The sequence below is a fragment of the Collimonas antrihumi genome (assembly GCF_018304965.1).
GTDB classification, from domain to species: Bacteria; Pseudomonadota; Gammaproteobacteria; order Burkholderiales; family Burkholderiaceae_D; genus Collimonas; species Collimonas antrihumi.
Genome location: NZ_JAGQED010000003.1, coordinates 177,256 through 198,569 on the forward strand (window position 1 = coordinate 177,256; position 21,314 = coordinate 198,569).

The 21,314-nt window shown below is 56.7% G+C and carries 20 protein-coding genes; 10 read left to right on the plus strand and 10 right to left on the minus strand.

Going from position 1 to position 21,314, the window contains the following annotated elements; all coding sequences use genetic code 11:
* Positions 1–6 precede the first annotated feature (6 nt).
* Positions 7–321, plus strand: a complete 315-nt coding sequence (locus KHU29_RS04825) for a cytochrome C oxidase subunit IV family protein (RefSeq protein WP_092414380.1) — start codon at positions 7–9, stop codon at positions 319–321.
* 24 nt (positions 322–345) lie between these two features.
* On the opposite strand, the gene KHU29_RS04830 is transcribed toward KHU29_RS04825, so the two are convergent.
* Positions 346–1,485 (minus strand): SLC13 family permease, encoded by a 1,140-nt coding sequence (locus KHU29_RS04830; RefSeq protein ID WP_211451545.1) that lies wholly within the window; start codon positions 1,483–1,485, stop codon positions 346–348.
* Positions 1,486–1,654: 169 nt separating this feature from the next.
* Between KHU29_RS04830 and htpX the strand changes: the two genes are divergently transcribed.
* The 8 genes from htpX (at position 1,655) to KHU29_RS04870 (ending at position 9,192) form a co-directional block, all read left to right on the plus strand.
* On the plus strand, positions 1,655–2,539 hold the full coding sequence (gene htpX / locus KHU29_RS04835) for a protease HtpX (protein WP_211451546.1): 885 nt from the start codon (positions 1,655–1,657) through the stop codon (positions 2,537–2,539).
* Between the two features lie 76 nt (positions 2,540–2,615).
* A complete protein-coding gene (locus KHU29_RS04840) occupies positions 2,616–3,239 on the plus strand; it encodes an L-threonylcarbamoyladenylate synthase (RefSeq protein WP_211451547.1) in 624 nt (207 codons plus the stop codon).
* A 165-nt stretch (positions 3,240–3,404) separates the two neighbouring features.
* Positions 3,405–4,079, plus strand: a complete 675-nt coding sequence (locus KHU29_RS04845; protein WP_211451548.1) for a site-2 protease family protein — start codon at positions 3,405–3,407, stop codon at positions 4,077–4,079.
* Between the two features lie 11 nt (positions 4,080–4,090).
* Positions 4,091–5,293 (plus strand): tryptophan--tRNA ligase, encoded by a 1,203-nt coding sequence (locus tag KHU29_RS04850; RefSeq protein WP_211451549.1) that lies wholly within the window; start codon positions 4,091–4,093, stop codon positions 5,291–5,293.
* 166 nt (positions 5,294–5,459) lie between these two features.
* On the plus strand, positions 5,460–6,083 hold the full coding sequence (locus tag KHU29_RS04855; RefSeq protein WP_425514448.1) for a class I SAM-dependent methyltransferase: 624 nt from the start codon (positions 5,460–5,462) through the stop codon (positions 6,081–6,083).
* Between the two features lie 140 nt (positions 6,084–6,223).
* Positions 6,224–7,102, plus strand: a complete 879-nt coding sequence (gene dapA / locus KHU29_RS04860; RefSeq protein WP_211451551.1) for a 4-hydroxy-tetrahydrodipicolinate synthase — start codon at positions 6,224–6,226, stop codon at positions 7,100–7,102.
* 58 nt (positions 7,103–7,160) lie between these two features.
* Positions 7,161–8,336 carry an outer membrane protein assembly factor BamC gene (gene bamC / locus KHU29_RS04865; RefSeq protein WP_211451552.1) on the plus strand — a complete coding sequence of 392 codons (1,176 nt, stop codon included), beginning with the start codon at positions 7,161–7,163 and terminating at the stop codon, positions 8,334–8,336.
* A gap of 79 nt (positions 8,337–8,415) precedes the next feature.
* Complete coding sequence (locus tag KHU29_RS04870) at positions 8,416–9,192, plus strand: MBL fold metallo-hydrolase (protein ID WP_211451553.1); 777 nt, start codon at positions 8,416–8,418, stop codon at positions 9,190–9,192.
* 28 nt (positions 9,193–9,220) lie between these two features.
* On the opposite strand, the gene KHU29_RS04875 is transcribed toward KHU29_RS04870, so the two are convergent.
* Together KHU29_RS04875 and KHU29_RS04880 are read right to left on the minus strand one after the other, a co-directional pair.
* Positions 9,221–9,532: a hypothetical protein gene (locus KHU29_RS04875; RefSeq protein WP_211451554.1), complete on the minus strand. Its 312-nt coding sequence runs from the start codon at positions 9,530–9,532 to the stop codon at positions 9,221–9,223.
* Positions 9,533–10,195: 663 nt separating this feature from the next.
* Entirely contained in the window at positions 10,196–11,317 is a 1,122-nt protein-coding gene (locus tag KHU29_RS04880; protein ID WP_211451555.1) for a cupin domain-containing protein, read from the minus strand.
* A gap of 105 nt (positions 11,318–11,422) precedes the next feature.
* On the opposite strand from KHU29_RS04880, the gene KHU29_RS04885 reads away from it, so the two are divergent.
* Entirely contained in the window at positions 11,423–11,965 is a 543-nt protein-coding gene (locus tag KHU29_RS04885; RefSeq protein WP_211451556.1) for an FKBP-type peptidyl-prolyl cis-trans isomerase, read from the plus strand.
* A gap of 42 nt (positions 11,966–12,007) precedes the next feature.
* Here KHU29_RS04885 and KHU29_RS04890 read toward each other — a convergent pair whose 3' ends face one another.
* The 7 genes from KHU29_RS04890 to ilvD form a co-directional block, all read right to left on the minus strand.
* The gene (locus tag KHU29_RS04890) at positions 12,008–12,973 is read right to left on the minus strand and encodes a hypothetical protein (protein ID WP_211451557.1); all 966 of its coding nucleotides are present in this window, start codon (positions 12,971–12,973) and stop codon (positions 12,008–12,010) included.
* Entirely contained in the window at positions 12,973–15,621 is a 2,649-nt protein-coding gene (gene mutS, locus KHU29_RS04895; RefSeq protein ID WP_211451558.1) for a DNA mismatch repair protein MutS, read from the minus strand. The genes KHU29_RS04890 and mutS overlap by 1 nt, the downstream gene beginning before the upstream one ends.
* A 183-nt stretch (positions 15,622–15,804) precedes the next feature.
* On the minus strand, positions 15,805–16,263 hold the full coding sequence (locus KHU29_RS04900; RefSeq protein WP_211451559.1) for an XRE family transcriptional regulator: 459 nt from the start codon (positions 16,261–16,263) through the stop codon (positions 15,805–15,807).
* A 9-nt stretch (positions 16,264–16,272) separates the two neighbouring features.
* On the minus strand, positions 16,273–16,698 hold the full coding sequence (locus tag KHU29_RS04905; protein WP_211451560.1) for a type II toxin-antitoxin system RelE/ParE family toxin: 426 nt from the start codon (positions 16,696–16,698) through the stop codon (positions 16,273–16,275).
* A 157-nt stretch (positions 16,699–16,855) separates the two neighbouring features.
* Positions 16,856–17,755 carry a hypothetical protein gene (locus KHU29_RS04910; RefSeq protein WP_211451561.1) on the minus strand — a complete coding sequence of 300 codons (900 nt, stop codon included), beginning with the start codon at positions 17,753–17,755 and terminating at the stop codon, positions 16,856–16,858.
* Position 17,756: 1 nt separating this feature from the next.
* The gene (locus KHU29_RS04915) at positions 17,757–18,992 is read right to left on the minus strand and encodes a TIGR03862 family flavoprotein (RefSeq protein ID WP_246541500.1); all 1,236 of its coding nucleotides are present in this window, start codon (positions 18,990–18,992) and stop codon (positions 17,757–17,759) included.
* A gap of 334 nt (positions 18,993–19,326) precedes the next feature.
* On the minus strand, positions 19,327–21,201 hold the full coding sequence (gene ilvD / locus KHU29_RS04920) for a dihydroxy-acid dehydratase (protein WP_211451563.1): 1,875 nt from the start codon (positions 21,199–21,201) through the stop codon (positions 19,327–19,329).
* Positions 21,202–21,314 lie beyond the last annotated feature (113 nt).

Genomic DNA, 21,314 nt, shown 5'->3' on the forward strand with positions numbered 1-21,314 from the left:
GCGCTCGTGACTTCCGCCACAGGACAACAACATCCGATCAGCCTGTATCTCAAGATATGGGGCCTGCTGTTCGTGCTCAGCACGCTGTCTTACCTGGTCGACTATTTTAATTTCCACAGCTACCTGCGCTGGACCCTGATCCTGGTCTTGATGCTGATGAAGGCAGGGCTGATCGTCGCCTTCTTCATGCACATGGCCTGGGAGCGCCTGGCGCTGGTTATCGCGATCTTGCTGCCGCCCGGTTGCTTGCTGGTGCTGGTGGGCTTGATGGCGACCGAGGCTGATTACACTTTTTTGACCAGGCTTTTGTTTTTCCGCTGAAGGCTGCGGGTTCGATGCAGGAATTTAAGCCAACAGCAACCACGCAATCAGCGCCGACAAAACCAGGAAGGGAAAGGAATACAGGTGGAAGCGCAGCCACAGATGGCGTTCCGGCGCCATGCGCAGCGCGATGATATTGGCCAGCGATCCGATCGCCAGGCCGAAACCGCCGGCATTGACGCCGTAAGCGATCACCTTGTAAGCATCGGAATAATTCACCAGCAGGATGGTGGCCGGAACATTACTGATGACCTGGGAGCCGAGCAGGGCCGTCATAAACAGTTCAAACCGGGAAAAATGCGGGATCGCCGCCACCCGGTCCTGGATGAAATGCAACTGTGTCAGCAGTCGGATATCGATGAACATCAGGATAAACACCAGGAGCAGGCTCCAGTCGACTTTGGCGATGACTTCGCGGCAGAATAATAGCGCCGCAGCCGCCACGCCTAGCAAGCCCCAGCCAGGATGCCCCAGTTCCACCGACGCCACGAAGGCCAGGTAGAGCAACCCGCAAGTCCGCAGCAAACCGACCCGATAAGAAGCAGGGTTGTCTTCCAGTTCAACGTGTATGGTTTGTTTGGGGAAGCAGAACCAGGTCGCCAGCAGTAATAGCAAAAAAATCGCAAGAGCCAGCGGCGCCATTTGCCAGGTGAAGCCGGCAAAGGACAGATGCGAGCGCTGCCACAGCAGGATGTTTTGCGGGTTGCCGATCGGCGTCAGCAATGAGCCGGCATTCACCGCCAATGCTTCAAAGATGACCAGGCGGCCGATCGGCAAGCCGCTGATGCTGCCCAGGCCGACGGTCAGCGGTACCATGATAAACAGCGCGATGTCGTTGGTCAGCACGGTTGACAGCAGGGCCGACGCCGCCACCAGGAAGATGGCCAGCACGCGTTCCTGCTGCAACCGGTTGATGATGGTCCGTCCCAGGTGTTCCAGGTAGCCGCTGACTTCGATGCCCGTGGTCAGCAGCAGCATGCCGGCCAGCGTCGCGATGGTGTTCCAGTCGACCCAGGTCTGGTATTCGGCGAATGGCTGTGGTGAAAGAACAGACAGAATGATGGCGGCGATCAGCAGCAAGTGCATCAAGCGATCGCGCAGAAACGGCCGGCTGATTTGGCGGATGAAAGAGGGTGGTGTGGCTGGTTCAGTGATTTCAAGCATGCAGGTTTCTTGGCGCGTTGTATGAAACAATTGTTTTGTTGTGAAAATATTATTCAAATGTGCTGTTTTGACAGGTCGGCAGTCTGGCATAATTGTCTCTTCAGCCCTTGAAATTTGCGTCGGCGACCTTATTTTAAAGACACTTCTTTCCCATTCCGGAGTTTTCTACATGAAACGTATTTTCTTGTTCCTCGCTACCAATATCGCTGTGATGCTAGTGATGAGCGTCGTTTTGTCGTTACTGGGCGTGGACCGTTTCCTGACGCGCGCCGGTCTTAACCTGCCGATGCTGATGGTGTTTTCACTGGTGGTCGGTTTCACCGGTTCGATTTTCTCATTGCTGATCAGCAAGCAGATGGCGAAATGGTCGACCGGTGCCCGCATCATTACCGCACCGTCCAATTCGACCGAGCTGTGGCTAGTGGATACTGTCACCAAACTGGCGCAACGTGCCGGCATCGGCATGCCAGAGGTGGCAGTGTATCAGGGCGATCCGAATGCGTTTGCCACCGGTGCTTTCAAGAATTCCGCGCTGGTCGCGGTTTCCACCGGCCTGCTGGAAAGCATGACCAAGGAAGAGGTCGAGGCGGTATTGGGTCACGAGATCGCCCACATCGCCAACGGCGACATGGTCACCATGACGCTGATCCAGGGCGTGGTGAATACTTTTGTGGTGTTCCTGTCACGCGTCATCGGTTATGCTGTCGATCGCGCTTTGTCGCGTGGCAATAATGACGGCCCTGGTATCGGTTACATGGCGACTGTGCTGGTATCGCAGATCGTGCTGGGGATAGGCGCATCGATGATCGTCGCCTGGTTTTCGCGTCATCGCGAGTTCCGCGCCGATGCAGGTTCGGCCAAGTTGCTGGGGAGTGCGTTGCCGATGCAACGGGCGCTGGCACGGTTGGGCGGGGTTGCGCCGGCGACACTGCCTGAGTCGATGGCAGCGCTGGGCATCAACGACAAGCCGGGTTTCATGGCGCTGTTTTCCAGCCATCCGCCGATAGAACAACGTATTGCAGCGTTGCGCGATCCACAAGCGACAGCCTTGTAATTTCTGATAGTACGCAGGGCGGCGCTAGCCTGAAGGCTAGCGCCGTTTTTCATTTTTAGATTTAGAATGTCGAGCCATGAGCCAGTTTTTCCAAATCCATCCAGATAATCCGCAACTGCGGCTGATCAATCAGGCGGTACAAATCATCCGGGCCGGCGGCATCGTCGCGTTGCCCACGGATTGCTGTTATGCGCTGGTCTGCCAGCTGGACGATAAGGATGCGGTAGAACGCGTCAGGCGTATCCGCGGTGTCGACGACAAGCATCATCTGACCATGCTGTGCCGCGACCTGAGCGAGATTTCGCTGTATGCCAAGGTCGATAACCGCCAATTCCGCCAGCTCAAAAGCGCAACGCCGGGCGCTTATACCTTCATCCTGGAAGCAACCAAGGAAGTGCCGCGCCGCCTGAGCCATCCGGCGCGAAAGACCATCGGCCTGCGCGTGCCGCAGCACGGTATCGTGAGTGCGGTGCTGGAAGAACTCGGACAGCCATTGATCGGCACCACCTTGATTTTGCCGGGTGAGGAGCATGCCTTGACCGATCCGGAAGAAGTGCGCGATCAACTGCAAAAGCAAATCGAACTGGTGATCGATGGCGGCGCCTGCAGCCTGGAACCGACCACGGTGATTGACCTGACCGGCGACGAGCCGGAACTGATACGCCAGGGACGTGGCGATGCAGGTTTGTTTGGTTTGTGATTGTTGGAAAGTTGGATTATTAGCGTGAGGTAAGGACTTGTTCCCGATATTTGATACTTTGTCCTTATTGCCTTTTTGAAATTTCCCCGCCAAATACAGCCTGCCCGCGGACCATTTGTCGCATGCTTCGCCGTGTCTTAGCGCCCCTCTGATAGAATCCCGCCCATGAATGATCTTATCCAAACCGTCGCAGTGTATGCCTTGCCCGTGCTTTTCGCGATTACGCTACATGAAGCCGCGCATGCCTACGCCGCCAGGTATTTCGGCGATTCCACCGCCTATATGCTGGGCCGCATGAGCCTCAATCCGATCAAGCATATCGATCCCCTCGGCACCATCCTGATCCCGATATTGCTGTATTTCTCTACCGGCGGCGCCTTTCTGTTCGGCTATGCCAAGCCGGTGCCGATTAATTTCGGCCAGTTGCGCAAGCCCAAGCGGGATATGGCCTGGGTCGCGCTGGCCGGGCCGGCGGCGAATCTCTTCATGGCATTGGTATGGTTCGTGCTCTACCAGTTTTCAGTGACGTTTTACGGACCGGAAGAATTTTTTGCGTTGATGGCTAAAGCCGGTGTTCTGGTCAATTTGGCGCTGTTTGCTTTCAATCTGTTTCCAATTCCTCCTTTAGACGGGGGGCGCATCCTCACAAGTTTGCTGCCGAATAAATATGCATATCAGTTTGCGAAAATCGAACCATATGGTTTTTTTATTGTACTGGCACTGCTTTTTATTAAAATCGGTGGTGTATCGTTGTTGTATCTTTGGGTCAATCCGGTTCGTTCGTTCGCGCTTGATTTGCTGCAATTCATCACGTTGCCAATTTCCTTTTTACTCCGCTAATTTAATCACCCATGTACCCTGACCGTGTTGTCTCTGGTATGCGCCCGACTGGCGCTTTGCATCTTGGCCACTATCACGGCGCTTTGAAAAACTGGGTGAGGCTGCAATCCGAGCTGCCTTGCCTGTTTTTTGTCGCCGACTGGCATGCATTGACCACCCATTACGACGATCCCAGCCAGATCGAAACCAATACCTGGGACATGTTGATCGACTGGCTGGCAGCTGGGGTCGATCCCTCGCAGGCCACGCTGTTCATCCAGTCCAGGGTGCCGGAACACGCCGAACTGCATTTGCTGCTGTCGATGGCGACGCCGCTGGGCTGGCTGGAGCGGGTGCCGACCTACAAGGATCAGCAGGAAAAACTCGCCGACCGCGACCTGGCGACCTACGGTTTTCTCGGTTATCCGCTGCTGCAAGCCGCCGATGTGCTGATTTATCGCGCCAGCCAGGTGCCGGTGGGCGACGACCAGGTGCCGCACGTTGAAATGATGCGTGAAATCGCCCGTCGTTTTAATCATCTGTACGGCAAGGAAAAGGGCTTTGAAGAAAAGGCCCAGGAAGCCGTCAAGAAGCTGGGCAGCAAACGTGCCAAGCTCTACAACGAACTGCGCACCGAATTCCAGCAGGAGGGCAGCGAAGACGCGCTAGGCCAGGCCAAGGCTATGCTGGACGATGCCCAGAACCTGTCGATGATAGATCGCGAACGCTTGTTCGGTTTCCTGGAAGGCAGCCGCAAGCTGATTCTGACGGAGCCGCAAGCGCTGCTGACGGAAGCTTCGCGTTTGCCGGGGCTGGACGGCCAGAAGATGTCGAAGAGTTATGGCAATGCCATCGCCCTGCGCGAAGACAAGGCTGTGGTCACCAAGAAGGTCCGCACCATGCCGACCGACCCGGCGCGGGTGCGCCGCACCGATCCCGGCGATCCGGACAAATGCCCGGTATGGCAATTCCACGTTGTGTATACCGACGATGCAACCAGGGAATGGGTCACCAAGGGCTGTCGCAGCGCAGGCATTGGTTGCCTTGAATGCAAGCAACCGGTGATCGACGCCATCATCAAGGAACAAGAGCCGATGCACGAACGCGCCCAGCAGTATCTTGACGATCCGTCACTGGTGCGGGCGATTGTGGCAGACGGTTGCGATCATGCGCGCAAGCTGGCGCAGGATACGATGCGTGATGTGCGCGAGGCGATGGGCTTGAGTTACAACTAAAGTGCGCAGCGGCGTCGTCCCCGCGAACGCGGGCACCAAGGTGGGGAATCCATTTTATGCAGCTTGGATTCCCGCGTCTGCGGGAATGACGGGCGATTTAAATAATTTATGTAGCCTGTTTATGCAACCTGTGCAACCCGTGCAACCCGACCTGGCCAGGGATGACATCTTGATAAATGCAGTCCCGCTAAATCTAGTCTCACCTTGGGTCAGCCGCTTCGGCGGCTTGATACCGGCTGGTACCGTGCTGGACCTGGCTTGCGGCAATGGCCGTCATGCTCTGTGGCTGGCGCAGCGAGGCCTGCAGGTGCTGGCGGTTGATCGCAATCCGGAATTGCTGGCCGAGATCGACGCTGCCGGCATAAGCGATATCGCTACGCGCCAGATTGAGCTGGAAGCCGGCCCCTCGGATGCGCTTGCGGCACTATTCCAGTCCCGTCGGTTCAGCGCCGTGGTGGTGACCAACTACCTGCATCGGCCCTTGTTTCCTGCGATACTGGAAAGCGTGGCAGAGCAGGGCGTCTTGCTCTATGAAACGTTTGCCGCCGGTAATGCGCAATTTGGCAAGCCGTCCAATCCTGATTTTTTGCTGCAGCCTGGCGAATTGCTGGACTTGCTGGCCGCCGATACGGCCAATACGGGCAGCAACTGGCGCGTGGTGGCCTTTGAGGATGGCTATGTGGAAGGGCCGAAACCGGCTATGGTGCAGCGGATATGCGCCATTAAGGGGGCCACTAAGGGCTCCGCTAAGGGTGCCGCCAGCGCAGCTTCAAGCTTGCGTACCGCGTAAGCAGTTTGGTTCAGGGTGTAGGCGGGTTGCTTGATATTTCCATGTGGCAATTGTATTTGTAAACTGATTTACAAGCTGAAATAACCCATAGCCACGGCGATCCGCTACAATCAGTCTTTTATTTTTTAGCATTCACGATCATGATCAAGGGCAGCATTGTTGCAATCGTTACTCCCATGCACACTGACGGCGGTCTCGACCTGCCAGGTTTGCGAAAGCTGATTGACTGGCACATCGCAGAAGGAACCGACGCCATCGTCATCGTCGGCACTTCAGGCGAGTCGCCGACGGTCACGGTGGAAGAGCACTGTGCCCTGATCAAGCTGGCGGTCGACCACGCGGCCAAACGGATTCCTATCATTGCCGGCAGCGGCGGCAATTCCACGGCAGAGGCGATTCAGCTGACCCGTTTTGCCAAGGAAGCCGGCGCCGATGCATCGCTGCAGGTTGTGCCTTACTACAACCGGCCGACGCAAGAAGGCATGTACCAGCATTTCAAGAAAATCGCCGAGTCGGTCGATTTGCCGGTCATTTTGTACAATGTCCCCGGCCGTACCGTGGCGGACATGAGCAACGAGACCATCCTGCGCCTGGCGCAAGTGCCTGGCATTATCGGCGTCAAGGATGCAACCGGCAATATCGGCCGCGGCTCGGATCTGATTCGCCTGGCGCCGGCCGATTTTGCTGTCTATTCCGGCGATGACGCTACCGCAATGGCGCTGATGTTCTGCGGCGGCAAGGGTAATATTTCGGTAACTGCCAACGTCGCGCCACGCGATATGCACCTGTTGTGCGTCGCCGCGATGAACGGAAATGTTGCTGAAGCTGTCAAACTGAACAACAAGCTTTTGCCGCTGCATAATAAATTGTTTGTTGAACCGAATCCTCTGCCCGTGAAATGGGCGCTCACAGAGATGGGCATGATGTCTGACGGTATCCGTTTGCCGTTGGTGCCGCTGGCCGCCGAGTTTCATGAAACGGTGCGGGCGGCGCTGCGTGAATCGGGTGTATTAAAATAAGCTGCGCTGACAGGCGTTTTCCCTAGAACTTCTCTCGTTTTTTTGATCCTGTATCCACATGACTATTCGCAAGAACATTTCATCGACTCAAATCAGTCTCACACAACGTAGCGCTGTCATCGCCTTGGCGCTAGCAGGTCTGGCAGGATGCTCGTCGATCAGTTCGGTGCTCGAGCCGGATCGCATCGATTATAAAAGCGCAGGCAAGGTGACGGCGCCAAAACTGGATATCCCTCCTGATCTGACTCAGTTGCAGCGCGAAAATCGTTATGCGATTCCTGAAGCGAATGCAGGCACTGCGACCGCTTCCGGCTACAACCTCGACCAGAGCGTTCGCCCGGCCGCAGCTGCCGCAGCGATTGCACCTAACGCTACTCCCGACATGCACATCGAGCGCGATGGTTCGCAGCGCTGGCTGGTGGTCAATGCAAGCCCGGAAAGCCTGTGGCCTAAGGTCAAGGATTTCTGGCAGGACTCTGGCTTCCTGATCAATATCGAGAATTCGGAAACCGGTGTGATGGAAACCGACTGGGCTGAAAATCGCGCCAAGATTCCGCAGGATTTCGTTCGCAACACGCTCGGCAAGGTATTCGATTCGCTGTATTCGACCGGTGAGCGCGACAAGTTCCGCACCCGCCTGGAACGCGGACCGAATGGCACTACCGAGATTTACATCAGCCAACGTGGCGCGGAAGAAGTGTTGTCCGGTGCGCAAAAGGAATCGAGCATCTGGACTGCACGTCCTTCCGATCCGCAGTTGGAAGCTGAATTCCTGTCGCGCCTGATGGTGCGTCTGGGCAGCGACGAAGTGAAGGCCAAGGCTGCGGTCGCCAATGCGCCATCGTTGCATGCACGCTCCAAGCTGGTCAAGAACGCTGCCGGCGATTACGTGCAGGTTGATGAAGGATTCGACCGCGCATGGCGTCGTGTCGGGCTGGCGCTGGACCGCGTCGGCTTCACCGTGGAAGACCGCGACCGTACGCAAGGTACTTACTACGTACGTTATGTCGATCAGGATGCCGATGCCAAGAACAAGAAATCGGACAAGGGTTTCTTCGCCAAGATTTTCAGCAGCTCGGATAGCGACAAGGCGAAAAATGCGGCTAGTTACCGTATTCTGGTCAAGGGTACTGATGCCGGCAGCCAGGTTGCCGTGTTGAACAAGGATGGCAAGCCTGAACTGTCGAAAACTTCCGACAAGATCCTGGCTTTGTTGAACGAACAGCTGAAGTAAGCTGGCCGCCAGTCGTAAAGACGCAATGCGGAACCATGGTTAACGCTACCAGGAAGCTGCCAGGAACCAGGAACTACTCTTGAAATTCGCAAGTCTGGGTAGTGGTAGCGAAGGCAATGCATTGCTGATTTCAGCAACATCAGGCAGCACGACTACTAACGTGATGCTTGATTGCGGCTTTGGCATTCGGGAAACCGAACGCCGCCTGGCCCGCCTGGGTCTGGATGGCGCCGCACTCTCCGCAATTATCGTCACCCACGAGCATCAGGACCATATCGGCGGCGTTTTCAAATTCGCTCGTCGTCATCGCTTGCCGGTGTGGCTCACCTACGGTACTTACCAAGCTTTGCGTCAGGACAGCACCAACGATGTCGCGGTTAATTTTTGCCGCGACGGCGATCGCTTCGCCATCGGCGATCTTCAATTGATTCCCTATACGGTTCCGCACGATGCGCGAGAGCCGGTGCAATACGTGGCAACCGACGGCGATCGCCGGCTCGGCGTGCTGACCGACGCCGGCAAGCTTACCGAACATCTGGTGCAAGTCCTCGGCGGTAGCGATGCGCTGGTGCTGGAATGCAATCACGATCGGCAGATGCTCAGCGATTCGGCTTATCCGCCATCGCTCAAGCGTCGTATCGGCGGCCAGTACGGGCATTTGTCGAATGATGTTGCGCGTGAAATCCTGGCGGCGCTGGATCAGTCGCGTTTGCGCAAGGTAGTCGGTGCGCACCTGAGTGTGCGTAACAATTTACCGGAGTTGGCGTACGCGGCGCTGTGCGGTGCGCGTCATAGTGAATTGGTGGAAGTGACGATCGCGTGCCAGGAAGAGGGCTTCGACTGGATCGAGATGTAAGGAAAGTGGTGCGTGACGTGTGAAGCTGTCAATTGCCGTGAGGCGCGAACTTCATCCGAAATTTTCGACAATAATTTCGATAATAAAAAAGCCGACCCAGGGGTCGGCTTTTTTTAAGCAACCAATGATTACTTGGAAGCAGCAGGAGCGGCAGCAGCTTTAGCAGCGTCAGCAGCAGCGTCAACAGCTGTGTGAGCAGCATCAGCGGCAGCGGAACCAGCAGCAGCAGCGGAACCAGCAGCAGTTGCAGCGTCAGCAGCAGCCGAACCAGCGGCAGTTGCAGCAGCAGCAGCGTCGGATGCAGCGGATGCAGCAGCGTCAGCGGCAGCAGGAGCAGCAACGGATGCAGCAGGAGCAGCGTCAGCGGCAGGAGCTTCGTCTTTTTTGCCGCAAGCAGCCAGAGTCAGAGCCAACAGGGATGCGATCAACAGTGTTTTTTTCATGAATGTTCCTTCAGTAGTAATCAAAAATTTTGCGATGAATAATTACCGGTAATTATCGCTCTACAGGATGTTTTCGCAGTGCTTTGCCGGGACTGCGCATCGCGATGCAACAAAAACTTTCCAGCTCAGAATTATAGCTGGAATTTGTTAAATATGACATTAACGGTTTGCTATTTGGTAAGAATTTGTATCAATGCAACAGCGCTTTCAGAGGTGCTGGTAACCGCTTCTATTTCGCTGGCGGGTGCGATTCACTGCGTTCGTTCAAAATTGCCGCCGAAAACACATTCGCCGTCGTTGCATGGCGACTCCCGGCAGATATGTTGAGATACATACATTTCGCAGCTGATTTGTTAAATAATGTCACTTGCAGATAATATTTATGCAAATCGGATTAAGTAATCCCGTATTTGTTTTATTGTTAATGACATTAAAATAAAGTCTTATTCAAAATATTATGTATTCTATTTCAATGTTTTAAGAGAATATCTTCTTTCTCTTATGCCTATTTAAACATCAGCCATAAAATCCTGATTTTATTGTTTTTATACCTGACGCGCTCAGCCTAGCGTAATCCAGCCGTCTTCATACCAGGTGTAGAGCGCTTCAAGCACGTCGGTCGAGACTTTGGCGGCGGCTTCGCTGTCGAGCCGGCGCTGGTCTGCCAGCAATGTCAATGATGTTTTGTCGGCACGTCCGGCGGCGAATGACTCGCCATTGATAAATACATGCTTGCCGCGATACAGCATCTGGGTTTTGCGTGAAAGCGCCACGCCGCGTTTGTTTAATGCGGCGGTAAAGCGCGCCAGCGTCAGCGGCCGCGCCGGCGATTCGAAAAATACGTTGGCTTTCGGTTCGGACAGATATTCGCCGACAAAAATGGCAATATCGTCGTCGGTGAAACGGACTTTATTGAGTTCATCCGAGATTTGCGCCAGCATGCTGCCACTGATTTCCGCCGGATGCTTGCTGGGTTCCAGGTCGGGATCGGCATAGCGCCCCGGCAGGTCGATGGAATCCGCCATGAACTGCAGGAACGCTTCACCCAACTCCTGGAATGGCGGGGCGCGGAAACCGATCGAATACGTCATGCATTCGCCGATTGCGGTGCCGTCGTGGGCGTATTGCGGCGGCAGGTAGAGCATGTCGCCGGGTTCCAGGATAAATTCCTGCTCGGGCTCGAAATTCTTGAGTATCTTCAGCGCGCTGCCTTCTACCAGGGTGAGGTCTTGGGTAGCCCCTATTTTCCAGCGCCGCTGGCCGTGAGCCTGCAACAAAAACACATCATAAGAGTCGAAATGCGGACCGACGCCGCCGGTATCGGTGGCATAGCTGATCATCAGGTCGTCCAGCCGCGCATCGGGAATGAAGCGGAACTGGCGCAACAGGGCATCCGCGCCGTCGTCGTGCAGGTTGACGCCCTGTACCAGCAGGGTCCAATCCTTTTGGTCGGTACTCGGCAAATCGTTGGCAGGACCGTTGGTTACTTGCCATTGCTGCTTGAAATGCGTCACCAGGCGTGATTCGACGTCGTCCCGCTGCGCCAGTTCAAACAGGGCCTCTGGCGAGAGCAAGGGCTTGAAGCCGGGCAAGGCCTGACGAATCAGCAAGGGTTTTTTATGCCAGTAATCGCGTAAAAAGTGCGCGGGGGACAGGCCGCCCAGGAGTGTGGAATTTTTCATTTCGTCATTATATCGGGTTGTATGCCGCAAAATTAGGCCCGGCTCACGAATTGGCGTGTAATCAGCGGGTATAATCCCAACGCATGTTAAATGAAAGGAATGATCATGAAGATTGCCAAAAATACGGTAGTGACTGTGCGCTACAAATTGTCAGATGCCCAAGGCAATCTGATCGAAGAAAGCAGCGAACCGATGGTGTATTTGCACGGCGGGTACGAAAACACGTTGCCGAAAATCGAAGAGGCGCTGGATGGCAAGGAAGTCGGCTATCAAACCGAGCTGCAAGTTGAGCCGGACGACGCGTTTGGCGAGTACGACTCGAATCTGGTCAAGATAGAGCCGCGCAATCGCTTGCCGACACCGCTGGAAGTCGGCATGCAATTTGAAGGCACGCCAGACAACGAGGATGAAGAAGAGCAGGCATTGATTTTCACGGTGACCGACATTGCCGACGACAAGGTTGTGCTCGACGGTAATCATCCGCTGGCCGGCATAGCCCTGCGTTTCGATCTGAGCGTGACGGAAGTCCGTGCCGCATCGGAAGAAGAAATCGCCCATCAGCATGTCCACGGCGCCCACGGTCATCATCACGACGATCTGGACGACGATGGCGCGGATGACCATTTCCGCAGTCATCCTATTCACTAATTCGTAGGGTGGGTACAAAGGCGTGCCCACCCTACGATACGGCTATCGCCTAGAGAGCGTCTGCGAATCGGCAGGTTTGCCGAGTTCGAACAGTTTAGGGTTGGCCGGATTCACGGTTATTTTCAGCCAGCCCCTCGGGATCTCCAGATCCCCCAGATTGCGCTGCCAGATAATGTTCGCCGGGGGTGGCGAACTGCTGCCATGTGGTCCGTGAATGACCAGCACCTTGCCTTCAAAATGCGCCGCGTGCGAACTGATTTTCTGGCGGATCTCGGAAAACCCGTCACGCTTGATATTAAAGTCGAAGGCACGGTGGCGCTGGGTTGCCAGCGGATCGCCATCGCAAAACAAGACAACCGCATCGGATTTCTTCTGCGATGCATTCAGGAAAATCCGTTGCAGCCATTCCCGGTTGGCGATTTGCCGGTCCTCGAATTCGCTGTTACGGCCGCCTTCCGGCAGGTAGTGATTGTTGGTGGCCGGCAGGTTGATCGTGGCAAATATCACATTGCCGATTTCCCAGCGCGCATTCTCTACGTAGCTGCGAAACTTGGGCGAGGTCGATTGCCTGATCAACGGAATCTTGCTGTCGCCAAAAGAAAATTCGTCAGAAAAAAACAAGTCGCGGATCCGGCTCAGGCGTTCTATGGAGGCAGAGCGGTCGGCCGAAGTTTTGCACGCAACCCAGTCGCTGGCTGATAAAGATACGATCAAACCGTTTTTTGCGCTGTTCAGCAGTGCCTTGCGCTGGCTGTACAGCTTGTCGGTACAGGGTTCGCTGCTGGCCTTGATGCCGTTTGCCACAACGAAGGCAAGATTATCGGCATCGGTTTCGCTGATGGCGTCGCGTAACGGAGTTTCATCCGCGCCGCTGCGAAAGACATGTGCGATCACGCCAAAGCTGAAATTGGTGGTTTCGGCCTGCGCCGCGCCGCAGCCTGCCGCCAGCGCCAGCGTTAGTAATAACGCTGGCCGAAACGGCAGTCTGCGAGAGGCGAAGGCGTTCATCAGGCTTTCTGCGTCGCAGTGAGATGCTTCAGGCGATATAGCTGCTCCAACGCTTCACGCGGAGTCAAAGCGTCGGGATCGATGCTATCCAGGGCAATCATCAGCTCACTATCCAAAGTCTGCTTGTCGCTGTCGTCATCCATATTGGCGACTTGCGCAAACAGATCGAATTGCGGCGTCGGCTGCATCGATTGCGATTCCAGCAAAGCCAGATGCTTGCGGGCGGCGCGGATCACCGGCGGCGGCACGCCGGCCAGTTGCGCCACCTGCAAGCCGTAACTCTGGGATGCCGGACCGGCTTGCACTGCGTGCAGGAAGACGATGCTGTCCTTATGCTCGACAGCGGACAAATGCACGTTGGCTGCCGACGGGTGCAAGTCAGGCAATTGGGTCAGCTCGAAATAATGCGTCGCAAACAAGGTGAAGCTGCGGGTGGCGTCGATCAGATGACGGGCGATTGCCCATGCCAGCGCCAGGCCGTCAAAGGTGGATGTACCGCGACCGACCTCATCCATCAACACCAGCGAGTTTTCGCTGGCGCCGTTGAGGATGGCTGCCGATTCGGTCATTTCAACCATGAAGGTGGAGCGGCCGCCGGCCAGGTCGTCGGCGGCGCCGATACGGGTGAAGATGCGGTCGATCGGGCCCAGGACGGCGCTGTCGGCGGGTACGTAACTGCCGACATAAGCCAGCAGCGTGATCAACGCCACTTGACGCATGAATGTCGATTTACCGCCCATGTTAGGGCCGGTGATCAGCAGTAGCTTGCGTTCGGTGGACAGCTGGCAGTCGTTGGCTATGAAGCGTTCAATCTGCTTTTCGACCACCGGATGGCGGCCCTGCACGATCTGGATTGCAGGTTCCGTCACCAGCTGCGGCACGCACCAGTCGTGGCGTGCGGCGTGATCGGCCAGGGCTACCAGCGTATCGAGTTGCGCCAGTGCGTGGGCGATGTTTTGCAAGGTGCCGATATGCGGCGCCAAATCTTGCAAAATCTGCTCGTACAGCGCTTTCTCGCGTATCAGCGCGCGTTCTTGCGCCGACAAAGCCTTGTCTTCAAACGCTTTCAATTCCGGCGTGATATAGCGCTCAGCGTTTTTCAAGGTCTGCCGCCGGCGGTAGTCATCCGGTACCTTGGTGGTCTGGCCGTGCGTGACTTCGATGTAGAAGCCGTGCACCTTGTTGTATTCGACGCGCAGATTGGCAATTCCGGTGCGGGCCCGTTCGCGCGTTTCGAGGTCGACCAGGAACTGGCCGGCGTTTTCCGAAAGCCCGCGCAATTCGTCCAGTTCGGCATCGAAACCGGTGGCGATGACGCCGCCGTCGCGCACCATGGTCGATGGTTCGGTAGCGATCGCGCTTTGCAGCAGCTGCAGGCAATCAACCGGGGTTTCCAGTGCAAATTGCAGTTCCTGCAGCAGCGGCGCTTGATTGTCAGCTTGATTCTGGCTGCCACACATGGCGATGTCGGCGCGCAGGGAATCCAGTTGCAGCAAGCCGTCGCGCAAGCCGGCCAAGTCGCGTGGCCGCGCTGACAGCAGGGCGATGCGGGCGGTGATGCGTTCGATATCCGGCACTGCGCTCAGCGTGCCGGAGATGGCGCTGCCGGTATCGGCGGCGATCAGGGCGCCGATCGCCGCATGGCGGCCGCGCGCAACAGCTTGATCGCGCTTGGCATGGTGCAGCCAATGGCGCAGCAAGCGTGATCCCATCGCGGTGCGGCAGTGGTCCAGCAATGAAAACAGGGTAGGTGCGCCGGATGACGCATCCTGCCCACGTATGGTTTCGGTGAGTTCCAGGTTGCGGCGGGTGGCGGCATCGAGGCCGATGAATTCGTTTTCCGTTTCGACCGTGAGCGTGCGCACATGCTGCAAGCCTTTGCCCTGAGTCGACTGGGCATAGCGCAGCAGGGCGCCGGCAGCGCCGATGGCAGCGCTCAAGCCTTCGGCGCCGAAACCGCTCAGGCTACTGACCGCGAGCTGGTCCAGCAGGGATTTCAGGCCGTGGGTGATATCGAAGTGCCATTCCGGCACGGTGGTGGTCTTGTCGACCACGTTACTGGCCAGCATAGCTTCGACCATGTCGGCCACCAGGATCTCGGCCGGTGCAATCCGTTCCAGTTCCTGCTTCAGCAGGGTATCCAGCGTCTCCGGATCGCAAGCGAATTCCATCATCTTCAGCGCGCCGCTGGCCATCGACAGCCACGCCAGACCAACCTTCATCACCTTGCGTTGCTGGGTGACGTACAGCGCCAGCAAAGGCTGATCCGATTTTTCCGGCAGCAGGTTGGAGTCGGTCAAGGTGCCGGGCGTAATCACGCGCAGCACTTTTCTATCGACCGGCCCCTTGCTGGTGGCAGGGTCGCCGATTTGTTCGCACAGCGCCACCGATTCGCCGAGCTTGATCAGCTTGGCCAGATATTGATCGGCGGAGTGAAACGGTACGCCGCACATCTTGATCGGCGCATTGTTATAAGTGCCGCGTGCGGTCAGCGTGATGCCCAGCAGGCGCGCGGCTTTTTCCGCATCCTCGAAAAACAGTTCATAAAAATCTCCCATCCGGTAGAACACAAGCGTGTCCGGATAGTCGGCCTTGATGCCGAGATATTGCTGCATGCCAGGTGAAACTTTTTGTGCCGCTACCGTCATCGGGCGGCCCGTTGTTGAAAATTTGATTGCATTAAATGGATTCTTTCTCAGGCGCGGAATCGCGTCTGATCGCTAATATTCGGGAATAGGCGATATTGTAAGCGGAACAAGGCTTAGCGGCTATTTCTTTGCGGTTTAGGATGTCCCGGTACGCAAGGGTGCCGGCTTGGCTAAACCAGACCATTACCGGGGCGGTGCGGCATGCTTGCGCGAGGGAGTTGCTTTCTTTTTGGTCGCGTTTGGTGCGGATTTGGTAGCGGCAGCCGCTCTCTTTGCAGGAGCTCTTGTGGGCATCGTGGCGAACGCTTCGGTATCGTCCCACGGCAGGAAGTTCGGCAGGTCGATTCGGGTGCCGTTTTTTGCGACGACTGACAGCTCCAGTGTCATTCCAAGAGATTTCAAGAATCGACGCAGTGTGGAGACATAGGTGTCGGAGCGCTTTTCGAGTTGCGAAACGGCGTTCTGTTTGATGCCGAGCTCTTTGGCCACCTCAGCCTGGGTCTTTCCCACAGCTTTGCGGAAATCGGTGAGCGTAGCGGCGTGTGCGATCATCTCTTCGACTTTTTTCTGAGAAAGAGTTGCAATTTTCGCCTGGCGACCAGCCGGCAGGCTTTTGATGACGTCGTCTAGATTTCTTCCCATGTCCATCTCCTATTTCTTCCCCTTGGCGCTTTTGGTCTTCGTCTTCGCAGGCTTGGCAGTTTCAGCAAACTTGATATCTTCCAAGTGCTTATCGAAACGCTTGTTGGCCTTTTTCAACAGATCTTTGTAGAACTTGCTTTCATCAATGCCTTGCTTGTCGGCTGCCACCAAGATGACCGCTTCACGATCAGGGTCGAAGGCAAAGGCGGCCCTCCAAATTTCCGCGCCGTTGTTTGCCTTGAAGCGAAGCTCCTTCATATTGGGGTGCCTGGGGTTCTCCAGCGTTCCGACATGGGGCCGGTCGGCGGCTGGTCCGAGTTCCTTTACGGCGGCGGCAACAGCTAGCAATTCATCTTGAACATCTACTGAGAACGCGTCGAATTCGGGATCAAATTCGTCGTGAAAAGACACTTTCCATTTCTTGGGATCGGCCAATTATCATCTCCTCGTGATATTATGTCAAGATGATTTTATTGATGTCATATTGATCATGGATTGCGAATTTGTAAGCCGAACAAGGGCGTAGCCGACATTTTTTGCGGTTCGAGATGTCAGCAATACAGATATGGGGATTGGCTACGCCGGCTTGGGCTTACCTGTTCGGCGCGCTATCCTGGAAAAACATTTCCCGCATCAGGAACTGTTGCAGTTCGGCGGTATCTTTCAAGCGCGCGCTGAGCGTAATGACACGGCCCAGGCGTTGCGAGCGCCAGGGAATGTCGGTGCTGGTTTTCTTGCGGATCATCTCTATCATTTTATTGATGATGGCCATTTCGATGCTTTCTTCGCTGCCGCGTTCAACCGGAATATTCTGCTGCGCACTCCGGCTGGCGCTGGCGTTCCAGCCGCGGAAAATCAAACTGGCGCTGAACGGCGTTTTATCGCGCACCTGGAATATGCCACCGGATTTGTCCTTGTCGATACCCATCCAGCCTCTTTGGGCCTGGATGTTGGCGCGTGCAATGTCGTTCGGCGATTGTGGCGCTTCTTCCGCAGCTTCGCCGGCTTCGGCGCGTTCCTGGGTCTGGGCTGCTTCGCGCCGCTGGCGTGCAGCCTGGATGTGCGAAGAAAAATCCTCTTGCACCGATTGCTCGTACTTAGGCGCATCGGGCGGCGGCGGAATGGTTGGTTGCGGCGCTGCGGCAGGGGGGGCGGCGGGCTTGCGAACCTGTTCCTGTTTTTGCTCTGTCTTGCGCGGTTTGGGCGGGGATTTCGGCTTGGCCGGAGGCGTCTGGAGTTTCGGCGGCGGCACGCTGCTGGGCGCCGGCGCTGCGCTGATGAGCAGCAACCCCATATTGCCAGGCGGCGGCGACATTGGCGTCTCGATCGTCAGCTTCGTCAGCAAAAACCAGATGCCGATGATGTGGACCAGGACGGACACCACCACGCCAACGGTCTTGGAAGTGCGCCATTCACCGGCCTGCTGCAGGTCCGCCTGCGATAGCCTGCCTGGATTCACACTTCCTTCCTTCATCAATTCAGCCGTCGTCATGTTACCGTAACCAGTTCAAAACGCCATTGCCGGCAGCCCGTCCGGAGGCCAGGCAGGCACTTAGCAGGTAGCCACCGGTGGGGGCTTCCCAGTCGAGCATTTCGCCGGCGCAAAAGACGCCCGGCAAGGCTTTCAGCATGAGTTGCTGGTCCATGCCTTCAAACGTGACGCCGCCGGCGCTGCTGATGGCTTCGTCGATAGGTCGGGTCGCCAGCAAGGTTAGCGGCAACGCCTTGATGGCGTGCGCCAGAAGCAATGGATCCGCAAAATCGGCTGCTGTAACCAGCTCTCGCAACAAACCGGTTTTCACGCCTTTCAGTCCCAAACGGCTTTGCAGATGGCTAGACCAGGAACGCGCGCCACGCGGCCGCGTTACTTCGTCGATCACCCGCTGCAAAGGCCAGTCCGGCAGCAGGTCGAGCTGAATCAGCGCTTTGCCGCTGGCAGAAATCCGATCGCGCAAGCCGGCCGACAGGGCATAAATCAAGCTGCCTTCAATGCCTTCGGTGGTAATCACGAACTCGCCTTGCTTACGAGATGCCGGCTGACCGTCAGGGTCATCCTCATGCGCAACGGTAATAGCGACCGATTTCAGATAATCGCCGGCAAAGCGGCTACGAAAATATTCACTCCAGCCAACCTCGAATCCACAATTGGACGGCTGCAGCGGTGCAACTGCAATATCGCGCTGGCTTAACAGCGGCACCCACCTGGCATCCGAGCCAAGACGCGCCCAACTGCCGCCGCCCAGCGCCAGCACAACGGCGTCGGCGCTGACGGTTTGTTGCCCTTGCGGTGTATCGAAGCGCAGTGTTCCGGCTTCAGCCCAGCCCAGCCAGCGATGGCGCATATGAAACCGCACACCGGCCTGGCGTAAGCGATGCAGCCATGCGCGCAGCAAAGGCGCAGCTTTCATGTCGGTCGGGAAAACGCGGCCGGATGAGCCGACGAAGGTTTCGATGCCCATACCATGAACCCATTCGCGTAACGCGTCCGGAGTGAACTGGGCCAGCAACGGCGCAATTTGAGGAGCGCGCGATCCGTAGCGGGACAGGAAGGCGTCGTAGGGTTCGGAATGGGTCAGGTTCATGCCGCCTTTGCCGGCCAGCAGGAATTTGCGGCCGACGGAAGGCATGGCGTCGTAAACATCCACTTGCACGCCGCCTGCAGCCAACGCCTCGGCAGCCATCAGGCCAGCAGGGCCGCCGCCAATAATGGCGACTGTTTTTCTTTGCATTCCGGAATTATTCAACGACGTCATCTGTTGCTAGATGCCAATCCGATAGTGTGGTTTAGGGGGTAGCGTTAACGGGGAGACATGCAGGGACTGCCATAAGATTCGCCAGGGAATCGGTTGCGGTAATGTCGTGCAGGATCTGCCACAGGAAACAGTTCGCAACTTTACCATATCGTGACAAAGAATATGACCTGGGGAGGAGTCTGGCGAGGCGCGAAAATTGAGCGCCGGCAAGGGAGTAGAAGCAAAAAGAGGCCGGTTTGCACCGGCCTCTTTTACAGAGAGTTACATTTTTCTTGTTAAGTAAACGTTACGACACAAGCTTGCATGTCGCTTAACGTTTCAACTGACTGATGTCACGCACCGCGCCACGGTCGGCCGAAGTTGCCATCGCAGCATAGGCCTGCAATGCCTGCGAGACGTAACGCTGGCGGTTGGCCGGCTTCCAGGCATCCTTGCCTTTGGCCTCCATCGCAGCGCGTCGTTGCGCCAGTTCGGTATCGCTGATTTTCAGGTGCATGCGGCGCTCAGGGATGTCGATTTCGATGGTGTCGCCTTCCTCCACCAAGCCAATGGCGCCGCCTTCTGCCGCTTCCGGCGAAGCATGGCCGATCACCAGGCCGGACGAACCGCCCGAAAAACGGCCATCGGTGAACAGCGCGCAGGATTTGCCCAGGCCCTTGGATTTGATATACGAAGTCGGATACAGCATTTCCTGCATGCCAGGGCCGCCTTTCGGTCCTTCGTAACGGATGATAACGACGTCGCCGGCATGGACTGTATCGCCCAGGATCGCTTCCACCGCGTCATCCTGGCTTTCGAACACGCGTGCGCGGCCGCTGAACTTGAGGATGCTTTCGTCGACGCCTGCGGTTTTAACGATGCAGCCGTTTTCCGCCAGGTTGCCGTACAAGACCGCCAGACCGCCGTCTTGCGAATAAGCGTGCGCCTTGTTGCGGATACAGCCGTTGTCGCGGTCGGTATCCAGGCTGGTGAAACGCTTTTCCTGAGAAAACGCAACCTGGGTCGGCACGCCGCCGGGAGCGGCGCTGAACAGCTTGTGCACTGCCGGATCCTGGGTTTGCGTGATGTCGTTATTGGCGATGGCGTCGCCCAGTGTTTGGCTGTGAATCGTCGGACGGCTGGTATCCAGCAAGCCTGCGCGCGCCAGTTCGCCCAGGATGCTGATGATGCCGCCGGCGCGATGCACGTCTTCGATATGGTATTTGTCAGTCATCGGCGCTACCTTGCACAGGCAAGGAACATGGCGCGAGATGCGGTCGATATCGGCCATCTTGAAATCGACTTCCGCTTCCTGTGCTGCGGCCAGCAAATGCAGCACGGTGTTGGTCGAGCCGCCCATGGCGACGTCCAGCGTCATGGCGTTTTCAAACGAAGCCTTGCTGGCGATCGAGCGCGGCAGGACCGAGTAGTCATCTTGTTCGTAATGGCGCTTGGCCAGTTCAACGATCAGGCGTCCGGCGCGCAGGAACAATTCCTTGCGGTCGGCGTGAGTGGCGAGAATGGTGCCGTTGCCGGGCAGGGCCAGGCCGAGCGCTTCGGTCAGGCAGTTCATCGAGTTGGCGGTAAACATGCCGGAGCAGGAGCCGCAGGTCGGGCAGGCGGAGCGTTCGATTTCAGCAATGTCGGCATCGCTGACCGAGGCGTCGCCAGCCTTGATCATGGCGTCGACCAGGTCGATCTTGAAAACCTTTTGATCGATCACGGCAACGCCTGGCAGCTTTTCGACTACCTTGCCGGCTTCCATCGGACCGCCGGAAACGAACACTACCGGGATGTTCAGGCGCATCGCAGCCATCAACATGCCCGGGGTGATTTTGTCGCAATTGGAGATGCATACCATCGCATCGGCACAGTGGGCGTTGACCATGTACTCGACCGAATCGGCGATCAGTTCGCGCGATGGCAGCGAGTACAGCATGCCGCCATGGCCCATGGCGATGCCGTCATCGACCGCAATCGTATTGAATTCCTTGGCAACGCCGCCGGCGGCTTCGATCTCGCGGGCAACCATCTGGCCCAAGTCCTTCAGATGGACGTGACCCGGGACGAATTGGGTAAACGAGTTGACCACGGCAATGATCGGCTTGTCGAAATCGCCGTCCTTCATGCCTGTGGCGCGCCACAGGGCGCGGGCGCCGGCCATGTTGCGGCCGTGGGTGGTGGTGCGGGAACGATATTGCGGCATGATTTACATCTCCAGAAATAATGGCTGCAGGGCTAGCCCTAGAGTGCCTCGCCCATAACGCCGTGTCAAATATATGATTTGTGCGCCATTGATATGAATTGCATATATATCGA